Source organism: Streptomyces sp. NPDC048514 (assembly GCF_043199955.1).
Classification (GTDB): Bacteria; Actinomycetota; Actinomycetes; order Streptomycetales; family Streptomycetaceae; genus Streptomyces.
In genome coordinates this window covers 44,710-64,807 of the sequence record NZ_JBICWT010000005.1, presented here as the reverse complement: position 1 = coordinate 64,807, position 20,098 = coordinate 44,710, and the positions used below count along the sequence as shown (strand labels likewise).

Genomic DNA, 20,098 nt, shown 5'->3' with positions numbered 1-20,098 from the left:
GTGATGTAAAACCCAGACATAAGCCAACTGCCGCCTCGAGGGCGGCAGTTGGCTTGTCGACAAAGTTACTTCTCTTGCTGCTTGCGCCAGCGAATACCCGCCTCGAGGAACCCGTCGATCTCACCGTTGAAGACGGCCTCCGGGTTGCCCACCTCGTGGTCGGTGCGCAGGTCCTTGACCATCTGGTACGGGTGCAGCACGTACGAACGCATCTGGTTGCCCCAGGAGTTGCCGCCGTCGCCCTTGAGGGCGTCCATCTTGGCCTGCTCCTCCTGCCGGCGCCGCTCCAGCAGCTTGGCCTGCAGGACGTTCATCGCGGTGGCCTTGTTCTGGATCTGCGACCGCTCGTTCTGGCAGGAGACCACGATGCCGGTGGGCAGGTGGGTGATACGGACCGCGGAGTCGGTCGTGTTCACGCCCTGGCCGCCCGGCCCGGAGGACCGGTAGACGTCGATGCGCAGCTCCGACTCGTCGATCTCGACGTGGTCGGACTGCTCGACCACGGGAAGCACCTCGACGCCGGCGAAGGACGTCTGGCGGCGGCCCTGGTTGTCGTAGGGCGAGATGCGCACGAGGCGGTGGGTGCCCTGCTCGACGGAGAGGGTGCCGTAGGCGTACGGCGACTGCACGGCGAAGGTGGTCGACTTGATGCCGGCCTCTTCGGCGTACGACGTCTCGTAGACCTCGGTCTTGTAGCCCCGCTGCTCTGCCCAGCGCAGGTACATGCGCTGCAGCTTCTCCGCGAAGTCGGCGGCGTCGACGCCACCGGCCTCGGCACGGATGTTGACGAGGGCCTCACGGGAGTCGTACTCACCGCTGAGCAGCGTCCGGACCTCCATCTCGTCCAGCGCCTTCCGCACGGCGGTCAGCTCGGACTCGGCCTCGGCGCGGGTGTCCGGGTCGTCCTCCTCCTCCGCCATCTCGAAGAGGACCGCGAGATCGTCGATCCGGCCGCGCAGCGCCTCGGCCTTCCTGACCTCGGCCTGGAGGTGGGAGAGCTTGCTGGTGATCTTCTGCGCCTCGTCCGGGTTGTCCCACAGGGACGGCGCCGCCGCCTGCTCCTCGAGCACGGCGACATCTGCCCTCATCGCATCGAGGTCCAGGACGGCCTCGATCGACTCCATGGTCGAGGAGAGGGACTTCAGCTCTTCGGATACATCGACGACTGCCACGCTCTCCAGCGTAACGGTTGCGGCAACCGGTCCGGCCCGCCTCCCGGCGAAGCGGGTGCGTGCGGGGCGGGGAGACGGCGGTCCAGGGGCCGGACGCGCCTCCCGGCGTCACTCCGGGCAGGCCGCCCACCGCCGGGGCACGGGAGGGGCACGGCGGCCTTGGAGGGGCACGGCGGCCTTGGACGGGCACGGAGGGAGCCATGGCGGCTCCGGACGGGCACGGAGGGGGCTATGGGGCCCCGGACGGGCACGGAGGGGCATGGCGGCCCCTGCCGGGCACGAACAGGGGTGCGGCGACGCCCAGAGGGGCCACGAAGGGGCCGAGGCGCCCGGGGGCTACGGGGGGCGAGGCGCCCCTCGCCGGCGTCACACGGGGCAAGGCCCTTCCTCGGCGTCACACGGGGCAGGGCGACCCCCGACGGGTCACGGGGTCGAGGTGCTGTGGGTGTCCTGCGGTGGCTCCGAGTCGCCGTCCGCGGAGATCAGCCACGCGCCGACGCCCACGACGGCCGCCAGCACCACCCCGGCCACGCCCAGCGTGATCCGGCGGCGCCGCACGACCGCACGATGCCGCGCCGAGCCCGGCCGGGGCTCGCCGATGGCCCGAGGGGCGCGAGCGGTCCCGTGGGCGCCGCCCGCCAGCTCGTCCGGCCCGGGCACCCGCATCGAGGTGTGCGTGTCCCGGTTGGAGTCCGGCTTGGCACCGGGGACCAGGGAGACGGCCCCCCGCCGGCGCACCGGCTCGTCACCGGGCGGGGCGGCGGGCGCCGGCTCGTCCTCGGGCTCCTCGGAGACGTCCGGCTCGTCCACGTCCAGCTGCGGCATCCCGGCCAGCGTCGGCAGCTGCTCGCGCAGCCGCGCCGCCAGCTCCGAGGCCCGCAGCCGGGAGGCGGGCGCCTTGGCCAGGCACTGCACGATCAGCTGCCACAGCTCCTCGGGGATGCCGGGCAGCGGCACGACGGTCTCGGTGACGTGGCGGCGCAGGACCGCGCCCGGGTGCCCGCCGCCGAAGGGGGTGAAGCCGGCCAGCAGCTCGTACAGGACCGTCGCCAGCGCGTAGATGTCGACGGCGGCCCGCGGGGGCAGCCCCTCGACGATCTCCGGGGCCAGGTAGTCCGGCGTACCGATGATCTTCGTGGCGCGGGTCCGCTTCGGCGAGTCGATCAGCTTGGCGACCCCGAAGTCGGTGAGCAGCGCCGGGTGCGCTCCGCCGGGGCCGAGCGGGCCCTGCATGTCCAGCAGGACGTTCTCGGGCTTGACGTCCCGGTGGACGACCCCGGCCGCGTGGGCCGCCGCCAGCGCGTCGGCGACGTCCGCGACGATGGCCACGGCCGCCTCGGGGGCGAGCCGCCGCTCACGCTCCAGCCGGGTGCGCAGATCGGTGCCCCGGACCAGGTCCATGACCAGGGCCAGGTCGTTGCCGTCGACCACCAGATCGCGCACGGAGACGATGTGCGGGTGCTCCAGGCCGAGGAGCGCGGTGCGTTCCTGGACGAAGCGTCCGACGAGTTCCTGGTCGGAGGCGAGGTCCTCGCGCAGCAGCTTGACGGCGACGGGGCCCTCCGGCCCCTCGCCCAGCCACACCGTGCCGGCGCTGCCCCGCCCCAGAATCTGGTTCGCGGTGTACCGGCTGCCGATCTTCCGTGCCAAGACTGCTCCTACAGACGCGTGTTGTCGTGCTGCGTCATTCCGGGGGGCGACCCCCGGACCCCCAGCCGACAGACCAGGACCCCTGGTCGACAAAACTACGCGCCGGACACGCCAACCTTCACCGCGGAGACGGAAATCACCCGCCAGATGTCGACAAGTCCCTAAACCAGCGATCGATTTCCGGTACTTCCGCCCGATCGGTTTCAGCCGCCGGTGGAGCCGCCCAGGTCCTTGATCCAGCCGCCCACCTTGCCGGCCCAGTCGCTCAGCTGGTCCCAGTAGCCCTTGCCGGTGCCGATCCAGTCCTGCAGCGGGGTCAGTTCCCAGACCAGCCAGCTCGCGACGATCAGGATGACGATCGTGAACAGGCAGCCCTTGAGGCAGCCGAGCCCGGGGATCTTCATCGGGTTGGCGTTGCGCTGCCGGGGCGCCCGGGGCTCGCGCGCGGGCCGCTGCGGCTCCGGGGCGGGCGGCGCGTAGCGCTGCGGCTGCTGCTGGGGGGCGTGCGGGGGCTGCTGCTGCGGGTAGCCGTAGCCGGCCGGGGCCTGCTGCCGGCCACGCGGCTGCGGCTGCTGCGGGCGGGGCTGCGGGGCCTGGCGCGGCTGCTGCTGGGGCCGGGCCGCCTGGCGCTGCGGGCGGCGGCGCAGCGGGTCCTCGTTCGGGTCGAGGTACTGGACCTGGGTCTGCTCGTTGCGGTCGCGGGCGGCCCGCAGCTGGCTCTGCCAGGGATGCGGCTGATCGGGCTGCTGACCCTGCTGCCCCTGCTGTCCGGGCCGGCCCGGGGGCACCGGCGGCAGGACGGCCGTCGGGTCCGCCGCGCCGGTGTTCGGCAGCACGGCGGTGGGGTCGGCGGCGCCGGCCGGGCCGCCGGTGTGCGGAAGGAAGCTGGTCGCGGCGTTCGGGTCGTACGCCCCCTGCGGCGCGTTCGTCGGCAGCACCTGGGTGGGGTCGGCGGCACCCGGCACGCCGGGGACGGCGGCGGGCGCGGGGTCGGGGGCGAGCAGGGCACCGACGCCCTCGGCGGCCGCGATCTGGGCGGAGTTCGCGTGCACGCCGATGCCCTCGGCGACGACTCGCAGCCCGCGCGCGAGGTTCTCGGCGCTCGGGCGCTGGTCCGGGTTCTTGCGCAGGCAGCGCTCTATGACCGTCCACAGCGGGTCCGGGACGGTGGAGGGCCGGCGCGGTTCGGCGCTCAGGTGCTGGTGCAGGACCTCGAGGGCGCTGCCCCCGGAGAACGGCGGACGGCCGGTGACCAGCTCGTAGAGCAGGATGCCGGCGCCGTAGATGTCGACGGCGGAGGTCTGCGGGCGGCCCTCCGCGGACTCCGGCGCGACGTACGCGGGCGTGCCGACGAACTCGTGGGTGCGGGTCAGGCCCGGGGAGTCGGCGAGGCGGGCGATGCCGAAGTCGGTCAGCATCGGGTGCATCTGGCCGTCGTGCTGCCGCAGCAGCACGTTCGCGGGCTTCAGGTCGCGGTGGACGACGCCGTCGGCGTGGCTCGCCGCGAGCGCGTCGGCGATCTGGGCCGTCAGCAGGGCGGCCCCGACCGGGGTGAGGGGCCCGCTCTCGCGCAGGTAGCGGTGCAGGTCGGGGCCGTCGACGAGGTCCATGACCAGCGCCAGCAGATCGCCCTCGACGACGAGGTCGCGGACCCGGACGATGTTCGGGTGGGTGAGGCGGAGCAGGACGGAGCGCTCGCGCAGGAAGCGCATCACGATGTCCGGGTCGCTCGCCAGCTCCTCCTTGAGGACCTTGATCGCGACCGTCTCGCCCGGCTGCCCGGCCACGGCCGCCTCGGCGCCCGCGGTCTCGCGCTGGCGGGCACGCCAGACGGTGCCTGTGGCGCCGCGTCCGAGCGGCTCCTCAAGCAGGTACTTGCTGCCGACTGGCCGCACGTCACGCGCTCCCTGCTGCTTGCTGAGGCTTGCTTGCCTGCATTCCGGTGTTCCGACCCACTGTAGTGCCGTGCTTCAGAGCACTACGTATGCGTTCCCGAGCATGTTCGAAGGAAAGACGCTGCGTCCGGTCTCCCGGTTGCCGGGCCCGGACGTGACCGATCTCAACTGATCGGACGTGCGCTAGTGGTCAGGCACTTTTGCGGGCAGAGCCGACCAATCAAGATCACTTCTCTCCGGGTTCCGGGCGCGTTGTCGGTGGCAGGTGCAAGGATGCCTCCCAGTACTGGCCGACGTGCTCGTGTGGGGTGGGGGGAAGTCCGCGCCCGCGCAGACCCGCGCAGAAGGGACCGCTGACGCCGATGCAGATCCGGCTGACCGTCGTAGACCCGCTGGGCCCGCCCGCGGAGCGGGGCCGCGCCGCGAGCCGCGACGTACTGGTCACGGCGCCCACGGGCACGGACCTGGCCGCGGTCGCGTCGGCACTGGCCGGTGCGGTCGCCGCGGAGGGCGGTGCCGGCCGCGACGCCGGCGGCTCCCCCGTCGTCCTGTACGCCGGAACCGACCGCCTGGACCTTCGCCGCTGCACCCTCGGCGAGCCTCCGCTGGTCGACGGCGCCGTGCTGTCCCTCGGCGCCCCCGCGGCCGCCGAGCCGCATCCCGAGCTGGACGACGCGCCGACACAGCTGCACGTGGTCGCCGGTCCGGACGCGGGCGGGGTCCATCTGCTGCACGGCGGCCGCATCACGGTGGGCCGCTCAGCCGAGGCCGACGTCCCGCTGGACGACCCCGACGTCTCCCGTCTGCACTGCGCGGTCACGGTCGACGCCGACGGCCGCGTCGGCGTGGCCGACCTGGACTCGACGAACGGAACGGCCCTCGACGGCACGCGGGTGACGGACCGGCCGGTGCCGTTCCCGGCGGGCGCGCTGCTGAGGATCGGCGAGTCGGCCCTGCGGGTGACGCCGTCCGGGGGACCGGGGGCGCGGGTCCGGACGGTGGCCGACGGGGAGGGCTGCATACGGGTCGTCCCGGCCGGCGGGACTCCGGGGGCGGATGCGGGTACGCCGGCCGGGGGGCCGCCCGGATCCGCTGCCGGCACCGGCATCGGCCCACAGGGCGGTCAGGCGGCTCACGCACGCGTGCGGCCCGGTCCGTCCCCCGGCGCCCACGGATCCTCCGGACCGGCTCGTCCCGTCCACGACCGGGAAACCTCCGGCGGTGACACGGGGCTGCGGCCGACCGGCTTCCCGGAGCCGCCGGTGGTACCGGGACAGGCTGCCGCCCCGAGCATCGAGCGGCCCGGCGGAAGCCGGGGGGCGGCCGGCGGGGACCGCGGAGACGCCGGTGCGGACCGCTGGGCGACCGGTCCGGTCCCCGGGCACGGCGGGGCCCCCGGCGACCACGACCGGGGCCGGGCCCGGGGCCGGCGGGTGAGCGGTACGGCCTCCGGCGGGGACACGCATGCAGGACGCTTCGGCGTCACCGGTCCCGGCCGGGCACCCGGAGACCCGGGCGACGACAGGTCCGCACACGGTCGGGCGGACAGCGGCACCTCCTGGTCGCAGGGCCCTCGCGCGGACGGTGGTGCCTACCCGGCGCAGGACGGCCGGACGGACGGCGGCGCCCACCCAGCCGCGTACCCGACGCAGGACGCCCGCGCGGACGGTGGTGCCTACCCGGCGCAGGACGGCCGGACGGACGGCGGCGCCCACCCAGCCGCGTACCCGACGCAGGACGCCCGCGCGGACGGTGGCGCCTACCCGGCGGGGGGCGCTCAGGCGGGCGGGCGGGAAGGGGATCCCCTCACCGGCGGCGGCGCCCCGCAGGGTGCGCGGCGGCGCGGGCTCGGCGCGTGGGCACGACGGCTGGCCGGGGGTCGTGCGGAGCAGCCGCCCGGGCCGGAGACCTACGCCGACGGAGCGGCCCGTGCCGCCGAGTCACCGCTGCCCCAATCCCCGCGGCAGCCGGAGACCTGGCCGGACCCGGCCGCGCTGCTGCTGACGGCGCTGGGTCCGGGGCCCCGGCTGTGGGAGCGGGGGGCGAACCACCCGGAGGCGCTGACCGTGCGGCTCGGCACGGCCGACCGGAGCGCGCCGAACAGCTCGGGCCTGCTGCCCGCCGTACCGGTGACGGCGGCGCTGCGCGAAGCCGGTGCGCTGGGCCTGGCCGGTCCGCGCCCCCGGCTGTCCGGCCTGGCCCGTGCGGTGCTGGCCCAGCTCGCCGCGCTGCACTCCCCGGATCTGCTGGAGATCGTGCTGATCAGCGCGGACCGCGCCCGTGCGGTGGAGGAGCGCACGGCCGAGTGGTCCTGGCTGGGGTGGCTCCCGCATGTCCGGCCGGCCCACGGTCAGGGCTGCCGTCTGCTGCTCGCCTACGACCGCGAACAGGCGGCGGCCCGCACGCAGGAGCTGCTGCGCCGGATCGACGACCCCGCGACGACGGACAGAAGCGCGGCCCGTCCCGCCCCGGCCCGCATCCCCACCCCGTCGGCGGCCCCCGACGCCACGGGCGACCCCGCCCCGTCCCCGGGCGCCCCCGGCCGCACCGGGCACCCCGGCACTCCGGGCCACACCGCAGCCCCCGGCGGAACCGCCGCCCTCAGGACCCCCGACCACACCGCCGACCCCAGCCACACCGGGCACCCCGGCACCCCCGGCTACACCGGCCACACCGGCCACCCCGGACACCCCGGACACCCCGGACACCCCGGCAACACCAGCACCCCCGACCACACCGGCCACACCAGCACCCTCGACCACACCGGCCACCCCGGCACCCCCGGCCACACCGGCCACACGGGACACCCCGGCACCCCCGGCCACACCGGCCGTCCGGGCGCCCCCGGCGCCCACGACACCGCCCCCTCGGCCGCACCCGGCACCCCCGGCCGCGCCGCCTCGCCCGGTACGCCGCTCGCTTCCGCCGGCGGCACCGCCTCCGCCTCCACTTCCGCCCCCATCCCCGGCCGGTCGGACGGGCGTGGGGCCGTCGACCGCGGTGACGCCGGTGCCGCGCCGGGCCGTCGGCCCTCCTGGGCCAGGGACGATGCCGGGGCCGGGGCCGCCGGAGGTGGGTTCTCGGGGCCGTTCACCGTCGTCGTCGTGGACGGAGACCCCGGCGGAGCCGCCCTGCGGGACGCCGTGGCACGGCTGGCCCTGGCCGGTCCGCGGGCCGGGATCCATGTGGTGTGTCTCGCCGAGACGGAGCCGGCCTCGCCCGCCTCCCCCGTGACGCGGACGTACGAGGCCGCGTGCGAGGCGACGCCGACGTTCCGGCACTGCGGTGCCGTGGCCCTGCTCAGCGGGGACGTCGCCGCCGCCGTGCATCTGCTGCGCGTGGTGCCGAGCGGTCCCGTCGGTCCCGGCACGGTCGCCGCCGTCGACGCCGTCTCCGCCGCCTGGGCGGAGCGGTTCGCGCGGGCGATGGCGCCCCTGCGCCCGGACGGCCCCGCCGGCGAGCGGCACGCGCGCGTGGCCACGCCGTTGCCGCGATCCGCGCGGCTGCTGGACGAGTTGGGGCTGGCCCGGGCCACCCCGGCCTCGCTGATGGCGCGCTGGGCTGACGCGGCGGACGACACCGAGGCGCTGGGCGGCCGGGCCCGGGCGGTGCTCGGTGCCGGCCCGCACGGCCCGCTGACCGCCGACCTGGTGGCCGACGGTCCGCATCTGCTGATCGAGGGCCCGGCCGGCAGCGGTCGTACCGAGCTGCTGCGGGCCGTGGTCGCCTCGCTGGCCGCGGCGGAACGGCCGGACCGGCTGGGCGTGGTACTGATCGACGGCCGCGACGGGGTCGGCACGGCCACCGCGGGCGACGAGGGCCTGCGGGTCTGTACCGACATACCGCACGTCACCACTCACCTCGCCGCCAACGACCCGGTGCGGATGCGGGAGTTCGCCCAGTCGCTGAGTGCCGAGCTGAAGCGGCGGGGCGAGCTGCTCGGCCGTACGGACTTCGCCGCCTGGCACGCGGCGCACGAGGTGTCGGGGCGGATCGTCGCGCAGCGCACGGCAGCCACCGGCGACATAGAGGTGCCGCCCAGCTCCACCCTGCGGCTGCGGCCGGGCGCGGCGGCGCGCCGGCGCGCCGAGGCCGCCCCGCCGCTGCCCCGGCTCGTGGTCGTCGTGGACGACCTGGACGCACTGGTCTCCCCGCCACTCGGATCGCCGGGCCGGCCCGCCGCCGGGTCGGTGCTGCGGGCGCTGGAGGCGGTGGCCCGGGAGGGCGAGCGGCTCGGGGTGCATCTGGTGGCGGCGGCCGGCGCGGGCGGACGTACGGCGGAGACGGAACCGGCGCGCCGGGCCGCCCTGCGGATCACGCTGGCCGCCCCCGAGCCGGGTCCGGAGGAACCGGCGCCCGGACGGGGCCGGTTGGCCTGCGCGGACGGCAGGGTCACCGACTTCCAGGGCGGCCGGGTCACGGGCCGCATCCCGCGTACCGCGACCCAGCGGCCCACGGTCGTCCCGCTGGAGTGGCAGCGCATGGGCGACCCGCCGGCCCGCCGTCCGGTGCGCGAGCTGGGCAACGGCCCCACCGACCTGGCCCTGCTGGCGAGCGCGGTGGAGCGCGCGGCCCGGGAGGTCTCGGCGGCGGAGGTACCGTCGCTGCTCTAGGGCCCGTCCGGCGATTCCCGTCCGCCCCGCGACGCCGTGCACGCATACGTCCCCGATCACGAGCCGGTCACGATCAACCGTCCGACGGCGCAGGCGCTCTTGCCGCGCTCGTGCGGCCCGGCGTACACCGGACCGCACGGGACAGAGTTCTGACGTTCAACGACGTTCAACGGAGAACGACGAACGGGGAAGTGATGCACAGCGAAAGCAGCACCATCCGCACCCAACGGGCCGTCACCGCGCTCGCCGCGCTGCTCGCGGGAGCCCTCGCGCTCACCGCGTGCTCCGGCGGCGACGACAAGAAGGACAACGGCGCGGAGAGCGGCGGCACCGCCTCCGGCTCCACCCTCACCCTGCCGAAACTGAACGGCGCGCACCTGGAGGTCGCCGCCGTCTGGACCGGCACCGAACAGGCGAACTTCAAGAAGGTGCTGGCCGAGTTCGAGAAGCGCACCGGCGCGAAGGTGACCTTCGTGCCCGCCCAGGACCCGATCATCAACTTCCTCGGCTCGAAGATCGCGGGCGGCCAGCCGCCGGACGTGGCGCTGCTCCCGCAGCCGGGCGCCATCAAGCAGGCCGTGGACAAGAAGTGGGCCAAGCCCCTCGGCGCGGCGGCGCTCGACGAGCTGCGGAAGAACTACTCGCAGGGCTGGCAGGAGATCGGCCAGGTCGGCGGCAAGCAGTACGGCGTCTACTACAAGGCGGCCAACAAGTCTCTGATCTGGTACAACGCGCAGGCTTTCGAGAACGCGGGCGCCAAGGAGCCGAAGACCTGGCCGGAGCTGCTGACGTCCGCGCAGGCGGTGTACGACTCCGGTGTCACGCCGTTCTCGGTCGGCGGCGCCGACGGCTGGACGCTGACGGACTGGTTCGAGAACGTCTATCTGTCCCAGGCCGGTCCGGAGAAGTACGACCAGCTCGCCCAGCACAAGATCAAGTGGACCGATCCCTCGGTGAAGCAGGCCCTGACCACGCTCGCCCAGATCTGGGGCAGGAAGGACTTCGTGGCGGGCGGCGCGGACGGCGCGCTGCAGACCGAGTTCCCGGCCTCCGTCACGCAGACCTTCACCGGCGGCGACCAGCCGAAGGCGGCGATGGTCTACGAGGGTGACTTCGCGCAGGTCAACATCGGCGACACCAAGGCGAAGGTGGGCACCGACGCGAAGGTGTTCCCCTTCCCGGCGGTGGGCTCGTCCGCGCCGGTGGTCTCCGGTGGTGACGCGGCCGTGATCCTGAAGGACTCCAAGGCGGCGCAGGCACTGGCCACCTTCCTGGCCTCCCCGGACGCGGCGACCATCCAGGCGGAGCTGGGCGGCTATCTCTCGCCGAACAAGAACGTGCCGGCGTCGGCCTACCCGAACGAGGTGCAGCGGACGATCGCCAAGGCGCTGGTCGCGTCCGGGGACGACTTCCGCTTCGACATGTCCGACCAGGCTCCGCAGGCCTTCGGCGGCACCCCGGGCAAGGGCGAGTGGAAGGACCTGCAGGACTTCCTGAAGAACCCCAAGGACGTGGCGGGCGCCCAGGCGAAGCTGGAGAAGGACGCGGCGGCGGCCTACGGGAACGGAAGCTGATCCGGCGATGACGTCGGCAGCGGCGGCCGGGGCCCCTCCGGGCCCCGCCGCACCGAAGAACCGCAAGAGCGTGACCGGTACGCGCCGGACGGTGGCAGCCCTCTTCCTGCTGCCCGCCCTGGTGCTGCTCGGCGCGCTCGTGGTCTACCCGATCGGGTACTCGCTCGTCCGCAGCTTCTACGACACCCAGGGCGACGGCTTCGCCGGATTCGACAACTACAAGGCCCTGTTCACCGACGACGGCATCCGCACCGCGCTGAAGAACAACATCATCTGGGTGGTGTTCGCGCCGGCGGTCTCCACCGCGCTCGGACTGGTCTTCGCGGTGCTGACCGAACGGGTGCGCTGGGGAACGGCGTTCAAGCTGGTCGTCTTCATGCCGATGGCGATCTCGATGCTGGCGGCCGGGATCATCTTCCGGCTGGTGTACGACCAGGACCCCGACAAGGGAGTCGCCAACGCCGTGTGGGTGGGGGTGCACGACACCTTCGCCCCGTCGTCGGCGTTCCCGAAGGCGCATCCGGGACGCGACTCGCCGCTGGAAGCGGCGGGAGGAGGCTTCCTCACCAGGGCCACGGTGCACACCGGTCAGGCGGTCACGCTCCCGCTGGTCGGCGTCGCCCCCGACCGGCTGCCCGACGGCGCGAAGAGGGCCGTGATGGCCGAGGCGGAGCCGGGGAAGATCACCGGGACCACCTGGCAGGACTTCACGCGCGGCAAGGGCGTCGGGCGGCTGGGCGCGCCGGACCCCTCCGAGCCGGGCTATGCCGGGATGCGGATCGAGGCGGTGAAGGACGGCAAGGTCGTGGCCACCGCCGAGGCGGCCGGCGACGGCACCTTCACGCTGCCGGCGAAGGCCGACGGGGCTCGCCTCAGGCTTCCGGCCGGCAACTTCAAGGAGCCGTACAACGGCGTCGACTGGCTCGGGCCGGCGCTGGTGACCCCGGCCGTCATCGGGTCGTACGTGTGGATGTGGGCGGGCTTCGCGATGGTGCTGATCGCGGCCGGCCTCGCCGGCGTGCCCCGGGAGCTGCTGGAGGCCGCGCGGGTGGACGGCGCCGGCGAGTGGCAGGTGTTCCGCCGGATCACCGTGCCGCTGCTCGCGCCGGTCCTCGCGGTCGTCGCCGTCACCTTGATGATCAACGTGCTCAAGGTGTTCGACCTCGTCTACATCATCGCGCCGGGCTCCTCCCAGGACGACGCGAACGTGCTGGCCCTGGAGCTGTACCGCAAGGGCTTCGCGGAGGGCCGGCCGGGTGTCGCGAGCGCGATCGCGGTGTTCCTGCTGCTGCTGGTGATCCCGGTGATGCTGTTCAACATCCGCAGGCTGAGGCGGGAGGTGCGACGATGACGACCGCCGCCGAGAGCGTCGGAAAGACGGCACCCGTGGGCACGGCGGTGAGGGCCCCACGGTCGCTCGGCTCGAGGATCGCCGGGCGGCTGAGCGGCGGACTGGTCCGGGTCTTCCTCGTCCTCGTGGGCCTGTTCTGGCTGGTGCCGACCATCGGCCTGCTCATCTCCTCCCTGCGCGCGCCGGAGGCCATGAGCGCGAGCGGCTGGTGGAAGGTGTTCTCCCAGCCCTCCCAGCTGACCTTCGACAGCTACCAGAAGCTGCTGGAGAACGGCGACATCACGGACTCCCTGGTGAACACCGTGCTGATCACCGTGCCGGCCACGATCCTGGTCGTGGTCATCGGCTCGCTGGCCGGTTACGCGTTCGCGTGGATGGAGTTCCCGGGCCGGGACTGGTGGTTCCTGGGCGTGGTCAGCCTGCTGGTGGTGCCGGTGCAGGTGGCGCTGATCCCGATCGCCGAACTCTTCGGTGACATAGGCCTGTTCGGGACGATCCTCGGCGTGGTGCTGTTCCACGTGGGCTTCGGCCTGCCGTTCGCGGTGTTCCTGCTGCGGAACTTCTTCGCGGAGATCCCCCGCGAGCTGCTGGAGGCGGCCCGCCTGGACGGCGCCGGTGAACTGCGCCTGTTCGCCCGGGTGGTGATGCCCCTCGGCGGGCCCGCGATCGCGAGCCTCGGCATCTTCCAGTTCCTGTGGGTGTGGAACGACATGCTCGTGGCGCTGGTGTTCACCAAGTCCGGCTCGCAGCCGATCACGGTCGCCCTGCAGACGCAGGTACGGCAGTTCGGCAACAACATCGACGTGCTGGCGCCGGGCGCGTTCATCTCGATGGTGATCCCGCTGCTGGTGTTCTTCGCGTTCCAGCGGCAGTTCGTGTCGGGGGTGATGGCCGGCGCGGTGAAGTGACCGCGGAGGGGACGACTTCTGCGGGGCGGGCCGTCACCGGCCCGCCCCGTCGCGTTCACCGGGTGTCCCCCACATGCCGTACGGGCCCGTAACCAAGTCACTCCATCGGCCGTTCCCGGGCAGAAGCCCGTGTCGAGCGACCCATGGATGTCCCTTGCCCAGGTTCAGTGTCATCGTCCCCGCGTACAAGGTTCAGGCGTACCTGGCCCCGTGCCTGGACTCGGTGCTCTCGCAGTCCTACGGCGATCTCGAACTGATCGCCGTGGACGACTGCTCACCCGACGCCTGCGGCGCGATCATCGACGAGTTCGCGGCCCGGGACGCGCGCGTGAAGCCCGTGCACCTGGCCGAGAACCAGGGGCTCGGCCACGCCCGGAACGCGGGCATGGCCGAGGCGAGCGGCGACTACCTGGTGTTCCTGGACAGCGACGACACCCTCACCCCGGACGCGCTGCGGGCCGTCGCCGAGCGGATCGAGGAGACCGGCGGGCCGGACGTCCTGGTCTACGACTACGCGCGCACCTACTGGGACGGCCGGACGGTACGCAACCAGCTCACCGGCCCGCTCACCGAGCAGGGCCCGGCGCCGTTCCGGCTGACGGACCGGCCGGGGCTGCTCAGGGTGCTGATGGTGGCGTGGAACAAGGCGTACCGGCGCGAGTTCGTCGAGGAGCACGGCTTCACGTTCCCGCCGGGCTACTACGAGGACACTCCCTGGACCTTCCCGGTGCTGATGACGGCGGAGTCGATCGCGACGCTGGACCGGGTGTGCGTGCACTACCGGCAGCGCCGGCAGGGCAGCATCCTCGGCACCACCAGTGCCCGGCACTTCGACCTCTTCGAGCAGTACGACCGGGTGTTCGCCTATGTGGCGGAGCGGCCCGAACTCGCGCGATGGCGGCCCGAGTTGTTCCGGCGCATGATCGACCACTACGCCGTGGTGTTCACCCGGCGGGGCCGGCTGCCGCGCGGCAGCCACGGCGACTTCCTGCGCCGGGCCCGGGCCCACTGCCGCCGCCACCGGGTGCCGGGGGCCCGGGTCCGGCTGCGGCACACCCTGGTCCGGTACGGCCTGCACCGCACCTTCCGGATGCTCCAGCTGGCCTCGGCCGTCCGACGGCGCGCGGTGAAGTCGGCCGTGAAGCTGGTCCGCGCCCTGCGCACCGGCGCACTGCGGCTGCACTACCGGGTGCAGCTGCGGCTGCCGCTGCGCGGTGACCTGGCCGTGTTCGCCGCCGCCTGGGGGCGCCGCGATCCGGGGGCGCTGGAGGAGGCGTTCCGCACACACGCCCCGCACGTGCGCACCGCGTGGATCGCCCGCCCCGAGTGGCGGCACCCGCTCCCGCCGGGCCCGCGCCCGCTGCGCCCCGGCACGGCGGCCTACTGGAGCGCGCTGGCCCGCTCCAAGTACCTGGTGAGCGACGCCGGACTCGACCGCGGGCTGCACAAGCGCCCCGGCCAGGTCTTCGTCCAGACGCAGCGGGGCACCCCGCTGGGGCACATGGGCCTCGACCTGCAGGAGCGTCCGGCCGCCGCCCGGGACACCGACTTCGGGGAGCTGCTGCGGGGCGTCGACCAGTGGGACTTCGTCCTGTCCGGCAACCGGCACACCACCCTCACCTGGGAGCGGGTCTTCCCGGGCCGCTACACCACCCTGGAGTACGGCTGCCCGCGCAACGACGTCTTCCAGCGGGCGGCACCGGAGGACGTGGCCCGGCTGCGCGAGTCGCTCGGTCTCCCCGAGGGTGCGGTGGCGATCCTGTACGCGCCCACGTACCGCGACCACGTCCGCACCCAGCGCCCCCTGCTGGACCTGGAGCGGATCGTGCGCCGGCTGGGCCCGCGGTTCGTGATCCTGGCGCGCCCCCATCCCGCGTACGGCGGCTCCCTCGGCACCGGGCCCCGGATCATCGACGTCGGTGACCACCCGAGCGTGGAGTCCCTGTGCCTGGCCTCGGACGCGCTGGTCACCGACTATTCGTCGCTCATGTTCGACTACGCCGGCCTGGACCGGCCGATCGTCGTGCACGCCGAGGACCTGGAGGCGTACGAGGCCTGCCGTGGCACCTACTTCGACCTGCGCGCCTTTCCGCCCGGCGCGGTGGCGCGCGGCGAGGAGGAGCTGATCGACCTCTTCGTCACCGGTCGCTGGCGCGACTCGCGCTCGGCGCAGCTGCGGGCGGTGTTCCGGGAGCGGTTCTGCCCGTACGACGACGGACGCGCCGCCGAGCGGGTCGTACGGCGTGTGGTGCTGGGCGAGACGGAGGGGCTGCCGGGGTTCGTGCCGCTCGCCGAACGCAGGCCGGTGCCGTCGGCGTCGGCGGCGCTCCCGCGTACCCCGCAGGCCACCGTCCCGCAACCTTCCGGCCCGCGCCCCGTCACCGACAGCCACTGAACACCGTTGGTCCTTCCGGGAGTTCCCATGCCCCTCGGCTCGACGCGGCCCACCCCGAGCCGGCCGTCCACCTGGCGTCCGGCGGGACGGCCCGGCCGCGCCCGCAAGACGACAGAAAGAGCAGAATGCCCCGCTTCAGCATCATCGTCCCGTCCCACGGGGTCACCGGCCGGCTGTCCCAGGCGCTGGACTCCGTCCTCCACCAGTCCTTCGGCGACTGGCAGCTGATCCCGGTCTGCGACGCCCCCGACGCCCCGGCCGCCGAGGTGGCCGCCGGCTACGCGGAGCGGGACTCCCGGGTGACCCCGGTCCACTCACCGCCGTCCGCCGGACTGAGCGGGGCGCGCAACGCCGGGATGCGGGCGGCGACCGGCGCCCATCTGCTGTTCCTGGACGGTGACGACCTGCTGCTCCCGGGTGCGCTCGCGGCGCTGGACGCCCGGCTGACCGAGACCGCCGACGTGGACGTGCTCTACGCGGAGCACGAGCGCGCCCCCTGGTGGGAGGGCGAGCCGACGAACCCGGCCGCGCCGGTGCTCGCCCAGGCGCCCGCGGGCCCGTTCGCCCCCGCCGACCTGCCCTCGCTGACCGGCGTGCAGCTGCCGGCGTGGAGCGCCGTCTACCGCCGCGAGTTCCTCACCGACCACGAACTGACCTTTCCGGAGAGCCACTTCACCGACCTGGGCTGGGGCGGGCTGACCACGCTGGGCGCCGAGCGGATCGCGGTGCTGCGCCGGGTCGTCGTACGGCACCGGCTGCGCCGGCAGGGCAGCCGGCTCAACCTGCCGGGGCCGCACCAGCACGCGCTGCTCGACCAGGTGGACCTCGTGCTGACCCGGGCGGCCGAGCGCGAGCTGTCCGCCGAGCGGACCGGACCGCTGTTCGAGCAGCTGTTCGCCGTGGTGCTCAAGACGGCGGCCCGGCCCGACCGGCTGCTGCGCGGGCACCGGGCGTTCTTCCGCCGGGCCGGGCGGCTCTACCGGCGGCACCGGCCGGACGGCTACCGGGCGCCGGGCGGCAGCGTGGGCGTGCAGCACCGGCTGCTGGCGACGGGCGCGTACACCGCCTTCCGAACCCTGCGCGGCGTCAACCAGCTGGCGGTGCGCTCGGCCGAGAGCCTGCCGCGCCCGCGCATGCTCCGCACCCGGCTGCGCTACGCCCGCGACCTGCGCCGCCCGCTCGACCCCCACCTCGCGGTGTACTGCGCCTACTGGGGCCGCGGCTACGCGTGCAACCCGGCCGCGATCCACGCCAAGGCGCGCGAACTCGCCCCGCACGTCCGCGCGGTGTTCCTCGTCGAGGCCGACCAGGTCCACGCGATGCCGAAGGACGTCGAGTACGCGGTGATCGGCTCGCGCCGCTACTGGGAGGTGCTGGCCCGCGCCACCTTCTTCGTCAACAACGCCAACTTCGCCGAGGGTGTGGTCAAGCGGCCCGGCAGCGTGCATCTGCAGACCCAGCACGGCACCCCGCTGAAGACGATGGGCGTGGACCAGTCGACGTACCCGGTGGTGGCCGCGCGGTCCGGCAGCTTCACCAGGCTGCTGGGCCGGGTGGACCGCTGGGACTTCAACCTGTCGTCCAACCGCCACTCCACCCAGATGTGGGAGCGCGCCTTCCCCGGCTCGTACGAGCATCTGGAGTACGGCTATCCGCGCAACGACGTCTACTGCACGGCGACCGCCGAGGACGTCGCCCGCGTCCGGCGCGAGCTGGGGGTGCCGCAGGGCCGGACCGCCGTGCTGTACGCGCCGACCCACCGCGACCATCACACCGGCTTCGAGCCGGGCCTCGACCTGGAGGCGTTCTGCGAGGCGGCCGGGGAGGACGTCGTCGTGCTGCTGCGCGCCCACTACTTCTACGACCGGGGCCGCTCCCGGGGCTCCGGCCGGATCATCGACGTGACCGCGCACCGCTCCGCCGAGGACGTGTGCCTGGCCGCCGACGCGCTGGTCACGGACTACTCGTCGATCATGTTCGACTACGCCAACCTGGACCGGCCGATCGTGGTGTACGCGGACGACTGGGACGTCTACCGGGAGACCCGGGGCGTCTACTTCGACCTGCCGGCCCAGCCGCCCGGCCCGGTCGTGCGCACTCCCGGGGAACTGGCCGCAGTCTTCCGCGACGGCTCGTACGCGGGACCGGAGGCGACGGCGCTGCGGGCCGCGTTCCGCGAGCGGTTCTGCGAGTTCGACGACGGGCGGGCCGCCGAGCGCGTCGTACGGCGGGTGCTGCTCGGCGAGCCGCCGGAGGCGCTGCCGCCCGTGATCCCACTCGCGGAGCGCGTCCCCGCCCCCGCCGCCGCGACCCTCGTGAGGAGCTGACCCGCCGTGCCCCGCTTCAGTGTGATCGTGCCCTGTTTCAAGGTGCAGGGCTTCCTGCGCGAGTGCCTCGACTCGGTGCTGACGCAGTCCTTCGACGACTTCGAGCTGATCGCCGTGGACGACTGCTCCCCGGACGGCTGCGGCGCCATCCTCGACGAGTACGCCGCACGGGATCCGCGCGTACGGGTCCTGCACCTGCCGGAGAACGTGGGCCTCGGCCGGGCCCGCAACGCGGGCATGCCCCTGGCCACCGGCGACTACCTGTTCTTCCTGGACAGCGACGACACCCTCACCCCCGGCGCGCTGCGGGCCGTCGCCGACCGGCTGGCGGAGGTGCGGGAGCCGGACGTGCTGGTGTTCGACTACGCGCGCACGTACTGGTGGGGCGGCACCCGCCGCAACGTGCTCGCGCACCTGCTCGGCGAGGCCGGCCCGGACACCTTCGGCGTCGCGGAGTACCCGCGGATCCTCGACCTGCTGATGGTGGTGTGGAACAAGGTCTACCGGCGCGAATTCGTCACGGAGAACGGCTTCGAGTTCCCGCCCGGCTACTACGAGGACACCCCCTGGACCTTCCCGGTCATGCTCAGTGCCGGGCGGATCGCCACCCTGGACCGGATCTGCCTGAACTACCGGCAGCGCCGGCAGGGCAACATCCTGTCCACCACCAGCCGCAAGCACTTCGACATCCACGACCAGTACGAGCGGGTCTTCGCCTTCGTGGAGCGGCGCCCCGAGCTGGCGGCCTGGCTGCCGTACCTGCACCGCAAGATGGGCGAGCACTGCCTGGACATCCTGGCCAAGCCGGACCGGCTGCCGGCCGCCGACAAGGCGGAGTTCTTCCGGCGTACGGCACGGATGTTCCGTGAGCACCGGCCCGCGGGCGCCCTGGTGGACGGCGAGGTGGCCGTGCTGGAGGGCTCCTGGGCGGGCTACCGGCTCAAGCGGCAGGCGGCACGGGCCGGGCGGGAGGTGGCACGGCGGGCGGACCAGGCGGGCCGGGCGGCGGCCGCCCGGGCCCGCACCGGCTGGGCGTCGCTGCACGCGCACCGCCCGCTGGACGAGAACCTCGTGGTGTACTCGGCGTCCTCGCACCGGGGTGTGCTGGGCGACCCGGCGGCCGTCCACCGCAAGGCGCGGGAGATCGCCCCGCAGCTGCGCGGGGTGTGGGTGGTGCGGGACGCGGAGACCGCCGATGGGCTGCCGCCCGGCGTGGAGCACGTGATCGTGGGCTCCCGGCGCTATCTGGAGGTCACCGCGCGGGCGAAGTTCTTCGTCAACGACGTCAACTGGCCCGGCAGCCTGGCCAAGCGGCCCGGCAGCGTCCACATCCACACCCATCAGGGCACTCCGCTCAAGTACCTGGGCGCCGACCTGCTGGACAAGCCCGGCGCCCGGCTCGGCTTCGACGTGCCGCAGATGCTGCGCCGGGCCGACCGCTGGGACTACAGCCTGGTCGCCAACCGCCACTCGGAACTGGTCTGGGAGCGGGCCTACCCGTGCCACTTCGCCTCGGTGCGCACCGGCAGCCCGCGCAACGACGCCCTGGTGAACGGGTACGCCGGCGACTTCCGGCAGCGGCACGGCATCCCCGGGGACCACACGGTGGTCCTGTACGCGCCGACCCGCCGGGACTACCGCCGCAGCGGCCACGCCGACCGGTTCGACCTGGCCCGGTTCGCCGCCGATCTCGGCGCGGGGCACACCCTCGTGGTCCGGCTGCACCCCTCGCTGGCGAGCGGTCCCGCGCGGGGGATGGGCCTGTCCGAACTGGCGCGGCACGGCGTCGTGGTCGACGCGACCGACGAACCGCGCCTGGAGGAGGTGCTGCTCGCGGCGGACGTACTGGTCACCGACTACTCGGCCGTGATGTTCGACTACGCCAACCTCGACCGGCCGATCGTGGTGCACGCCGACGACCAGCCGGCGTTCACCGCGAGCCGGGGCACCTATTTCGACATCACCGCCGAGCCGCCGGGCCATGTCGCCGGCTCCTATCGGGAGCTGGCGTGGCTGTTCACCTCCGGCTCGTGGCGGGACGAGGAGTCGGCGCGGCTGCGGGCGGAGTTCCGGGCCCGGTTCTGCGAGTTCGAGGACGGCCGGGCCGCCGAGCGGGTCGTACGGACCCTGCTGCTCGGAGAGGCCATGCCCGACACCGAGATCCGGCTGCCGGGGCAGGGGGCGGGCCAGGACGTGCTGACCTCGGCGTGAGA

General features: G+C 74.0%; 10 protein-coding genes. 7 read left to right on the top strand and 3 right to left on the bottom strand.

The features are described from left to right. Positions 1–65 precede the first annotated feature (65 nt). From prfB to ACGFT2_RS11975, 3 genes are all read right to left on the bottom strand, one after another. Positions 66–1,172: a peptide chain release factor 2 gene (gene prfB / locus ACGFT2_RS11985; protein ID WP_393276469.1), complete on the bottom strand. Its 1,107-nt coding sequence runs from the start codon at positions 1,170–1,172 to the stop codon at positions 66–68. A 423-nt stretch (positions 1,173–1,595) separates the two neighbouring features. Continuing rightward, a complete protein-coding gene (locus tag ACGFT2_RS11980; RefSeq protein ID WP_393276466.1) occupies positions 1,596–2,822 on the bottom strand; it encodes a serine/threonine-protein kinase in 1,227 nt (408 codons plus the stop codon). Positions 2,823–3,025: 203 nt separating this feature from the next. Next, the gene (locus ACGFT2_RS11975) at positions 3,026–4,717 is read right to left on the bottom strand and encodes a serine/threonine-protein kinase (protein WP_393276463.1); all 1,692 of its coding nucleotides are present in this window, start codon (positions 4,715–4,717) and stop codon (positions 3,026–3,028) included. Between the two features lie 362 nt (positions 4,718–5,079). Between ACGFT2_RS11975 and ACGFT2_RS11970 the strand changes: the two genes are divergently transcribed. The 7 genes from ACGFT2_RS11970 (at position 5,080) to ACGFT2_RS11940 (ending at position 20,096) form a co-directional block, all read left to right on the top strand. Beyond that, the gene (locus tag ACGFT2_RS11970; RefSeq protein WP_393276460.1) at positions 5,080–9,330 is read left to right on the top strand and encodes an FHA domain-containing protein; all 4,251 of its coding nucleotides are present in this window, start codon (positions 5,080–5,082) and stop codon (positions 9,328–9,330) included. Between the two features lie 194 nt (positions 9,331–9,524). Beyond that, entirely contained in the window at positions 9,525–10,904 is a 1,380-nt protein-coding gene (locus ACGFT2_RS11965) for an ABC transporter substrate-binding protein (protein ID WP_393276457.1), read from the top strand. A 7-nt stretch (positions 10,905–10,911) separates the two neighbouring features. After that, the gene (locus tag ACGFT2_RS11960; protein WP_393276454.1) at positions 10,912–12,255 is read left to right on the top strand and encodes a carbohydrate ABC transporter permease; all 1,344 of its coding nucleotides are present in this window, start codon (positions 10,912–10,914) and stop codon (positions 12,253–12,255) included. Beyond that, positions 12,252–13,163, top strand: coding sequence for a carbohydrate ABC transporter permease (locus ACGFT2_RS11955; RefSeq protein ID WP_393276451.1), 912 nt, complete (start codon positions 12,252–12,254; stop codon positions 13,161–13,163). The genes ACGFT2_RS11960 and ACGFT2_RS11955 overlap by 4 nt, the downstream gene beginning before the upstream one ends. A gap of 154 nt (positions 13,164–13,317) precedes the next feature. Next, positions 13,318–15,558 (top strand): CDP-glycerol glycerophosphotransferase family protein, encoded by a 2,241-nt coding sequence (locus ACGFT2_RS11950; RefSeq protein WP_393276448.1) that lies wholly within the window; start codon positions 13,318–13,320, stop codon positions 15,556–15,558. 125 nt (positions 15,559–15,683) lie between these two features. Further along, positions 15,684–17,885 carry a CDP-glycerol glycerophosphotransferase family protein gene (locus tag ACGFT2_RS11945; protein ID WP_393276445.1) on the top strand — a complete coding sequence of 734 codons (2,202 nt, stop codon included), beginning with the start codon at positions 15,684–15,686 and terminating at the stop codon, positions 17,883–17,885. 6 nt (positions 17,886–17,891) lie between these two features. Continuing rightward, a complete protein-coding gene (locus tag ACGFT2_RS11940) occupies positions 17,892–20,096 on the top strand; it encodes a CDP-glycerol glycerophosphotransferase family protein (RefSeq protein ID WP_393276442.1) in 2,205 nt (734 codons plus the stop codon). Positions 20,097–20,098 lie beyond the last annotated feature (2 nt).

Excerpts from the sequence above, each read along its gene's own strand:
- ACGFT2_RS11970 (WP_393276460.1), top strand. The coding sequence starts at position 5,080 with ATGCAGATCCGGCTGACCGTCGTAGACCCGCTGGGCCCGCCCGCGGAG.
- ACGFT2_RS11965 (WP_393276457.1), top strand. The coding sequence starts at position 9,525 with ATGCACAGCGAAAGCAGCACCATCCGCACCCAACGGGCCGTCACCGCG.
- ACGFT2_RS11960 (WP_393276454.1), top strand. The coding sequence starts at position 10,912 with ATGACGTCGGCAGCGGCGGCCGGGGCCCCTCCGGGCCCCGCCGCACCG.
- ACGFT2_RS11955 (WP_393276451.1), top strand. The coding sequence starts at position 12,252 with ATGACGACCGCCGCCGAGAGCGTCGGAAAGACGGCACCCGTGGGCACG.
- ACGFT2_RS11945 (WP_393276445.1), top strand. The coding sequence starts at position 15,684 with ATGCCCCGCTTCAGCATCATCGTCCCGTCCCACGGGGTCACCGGCCGG.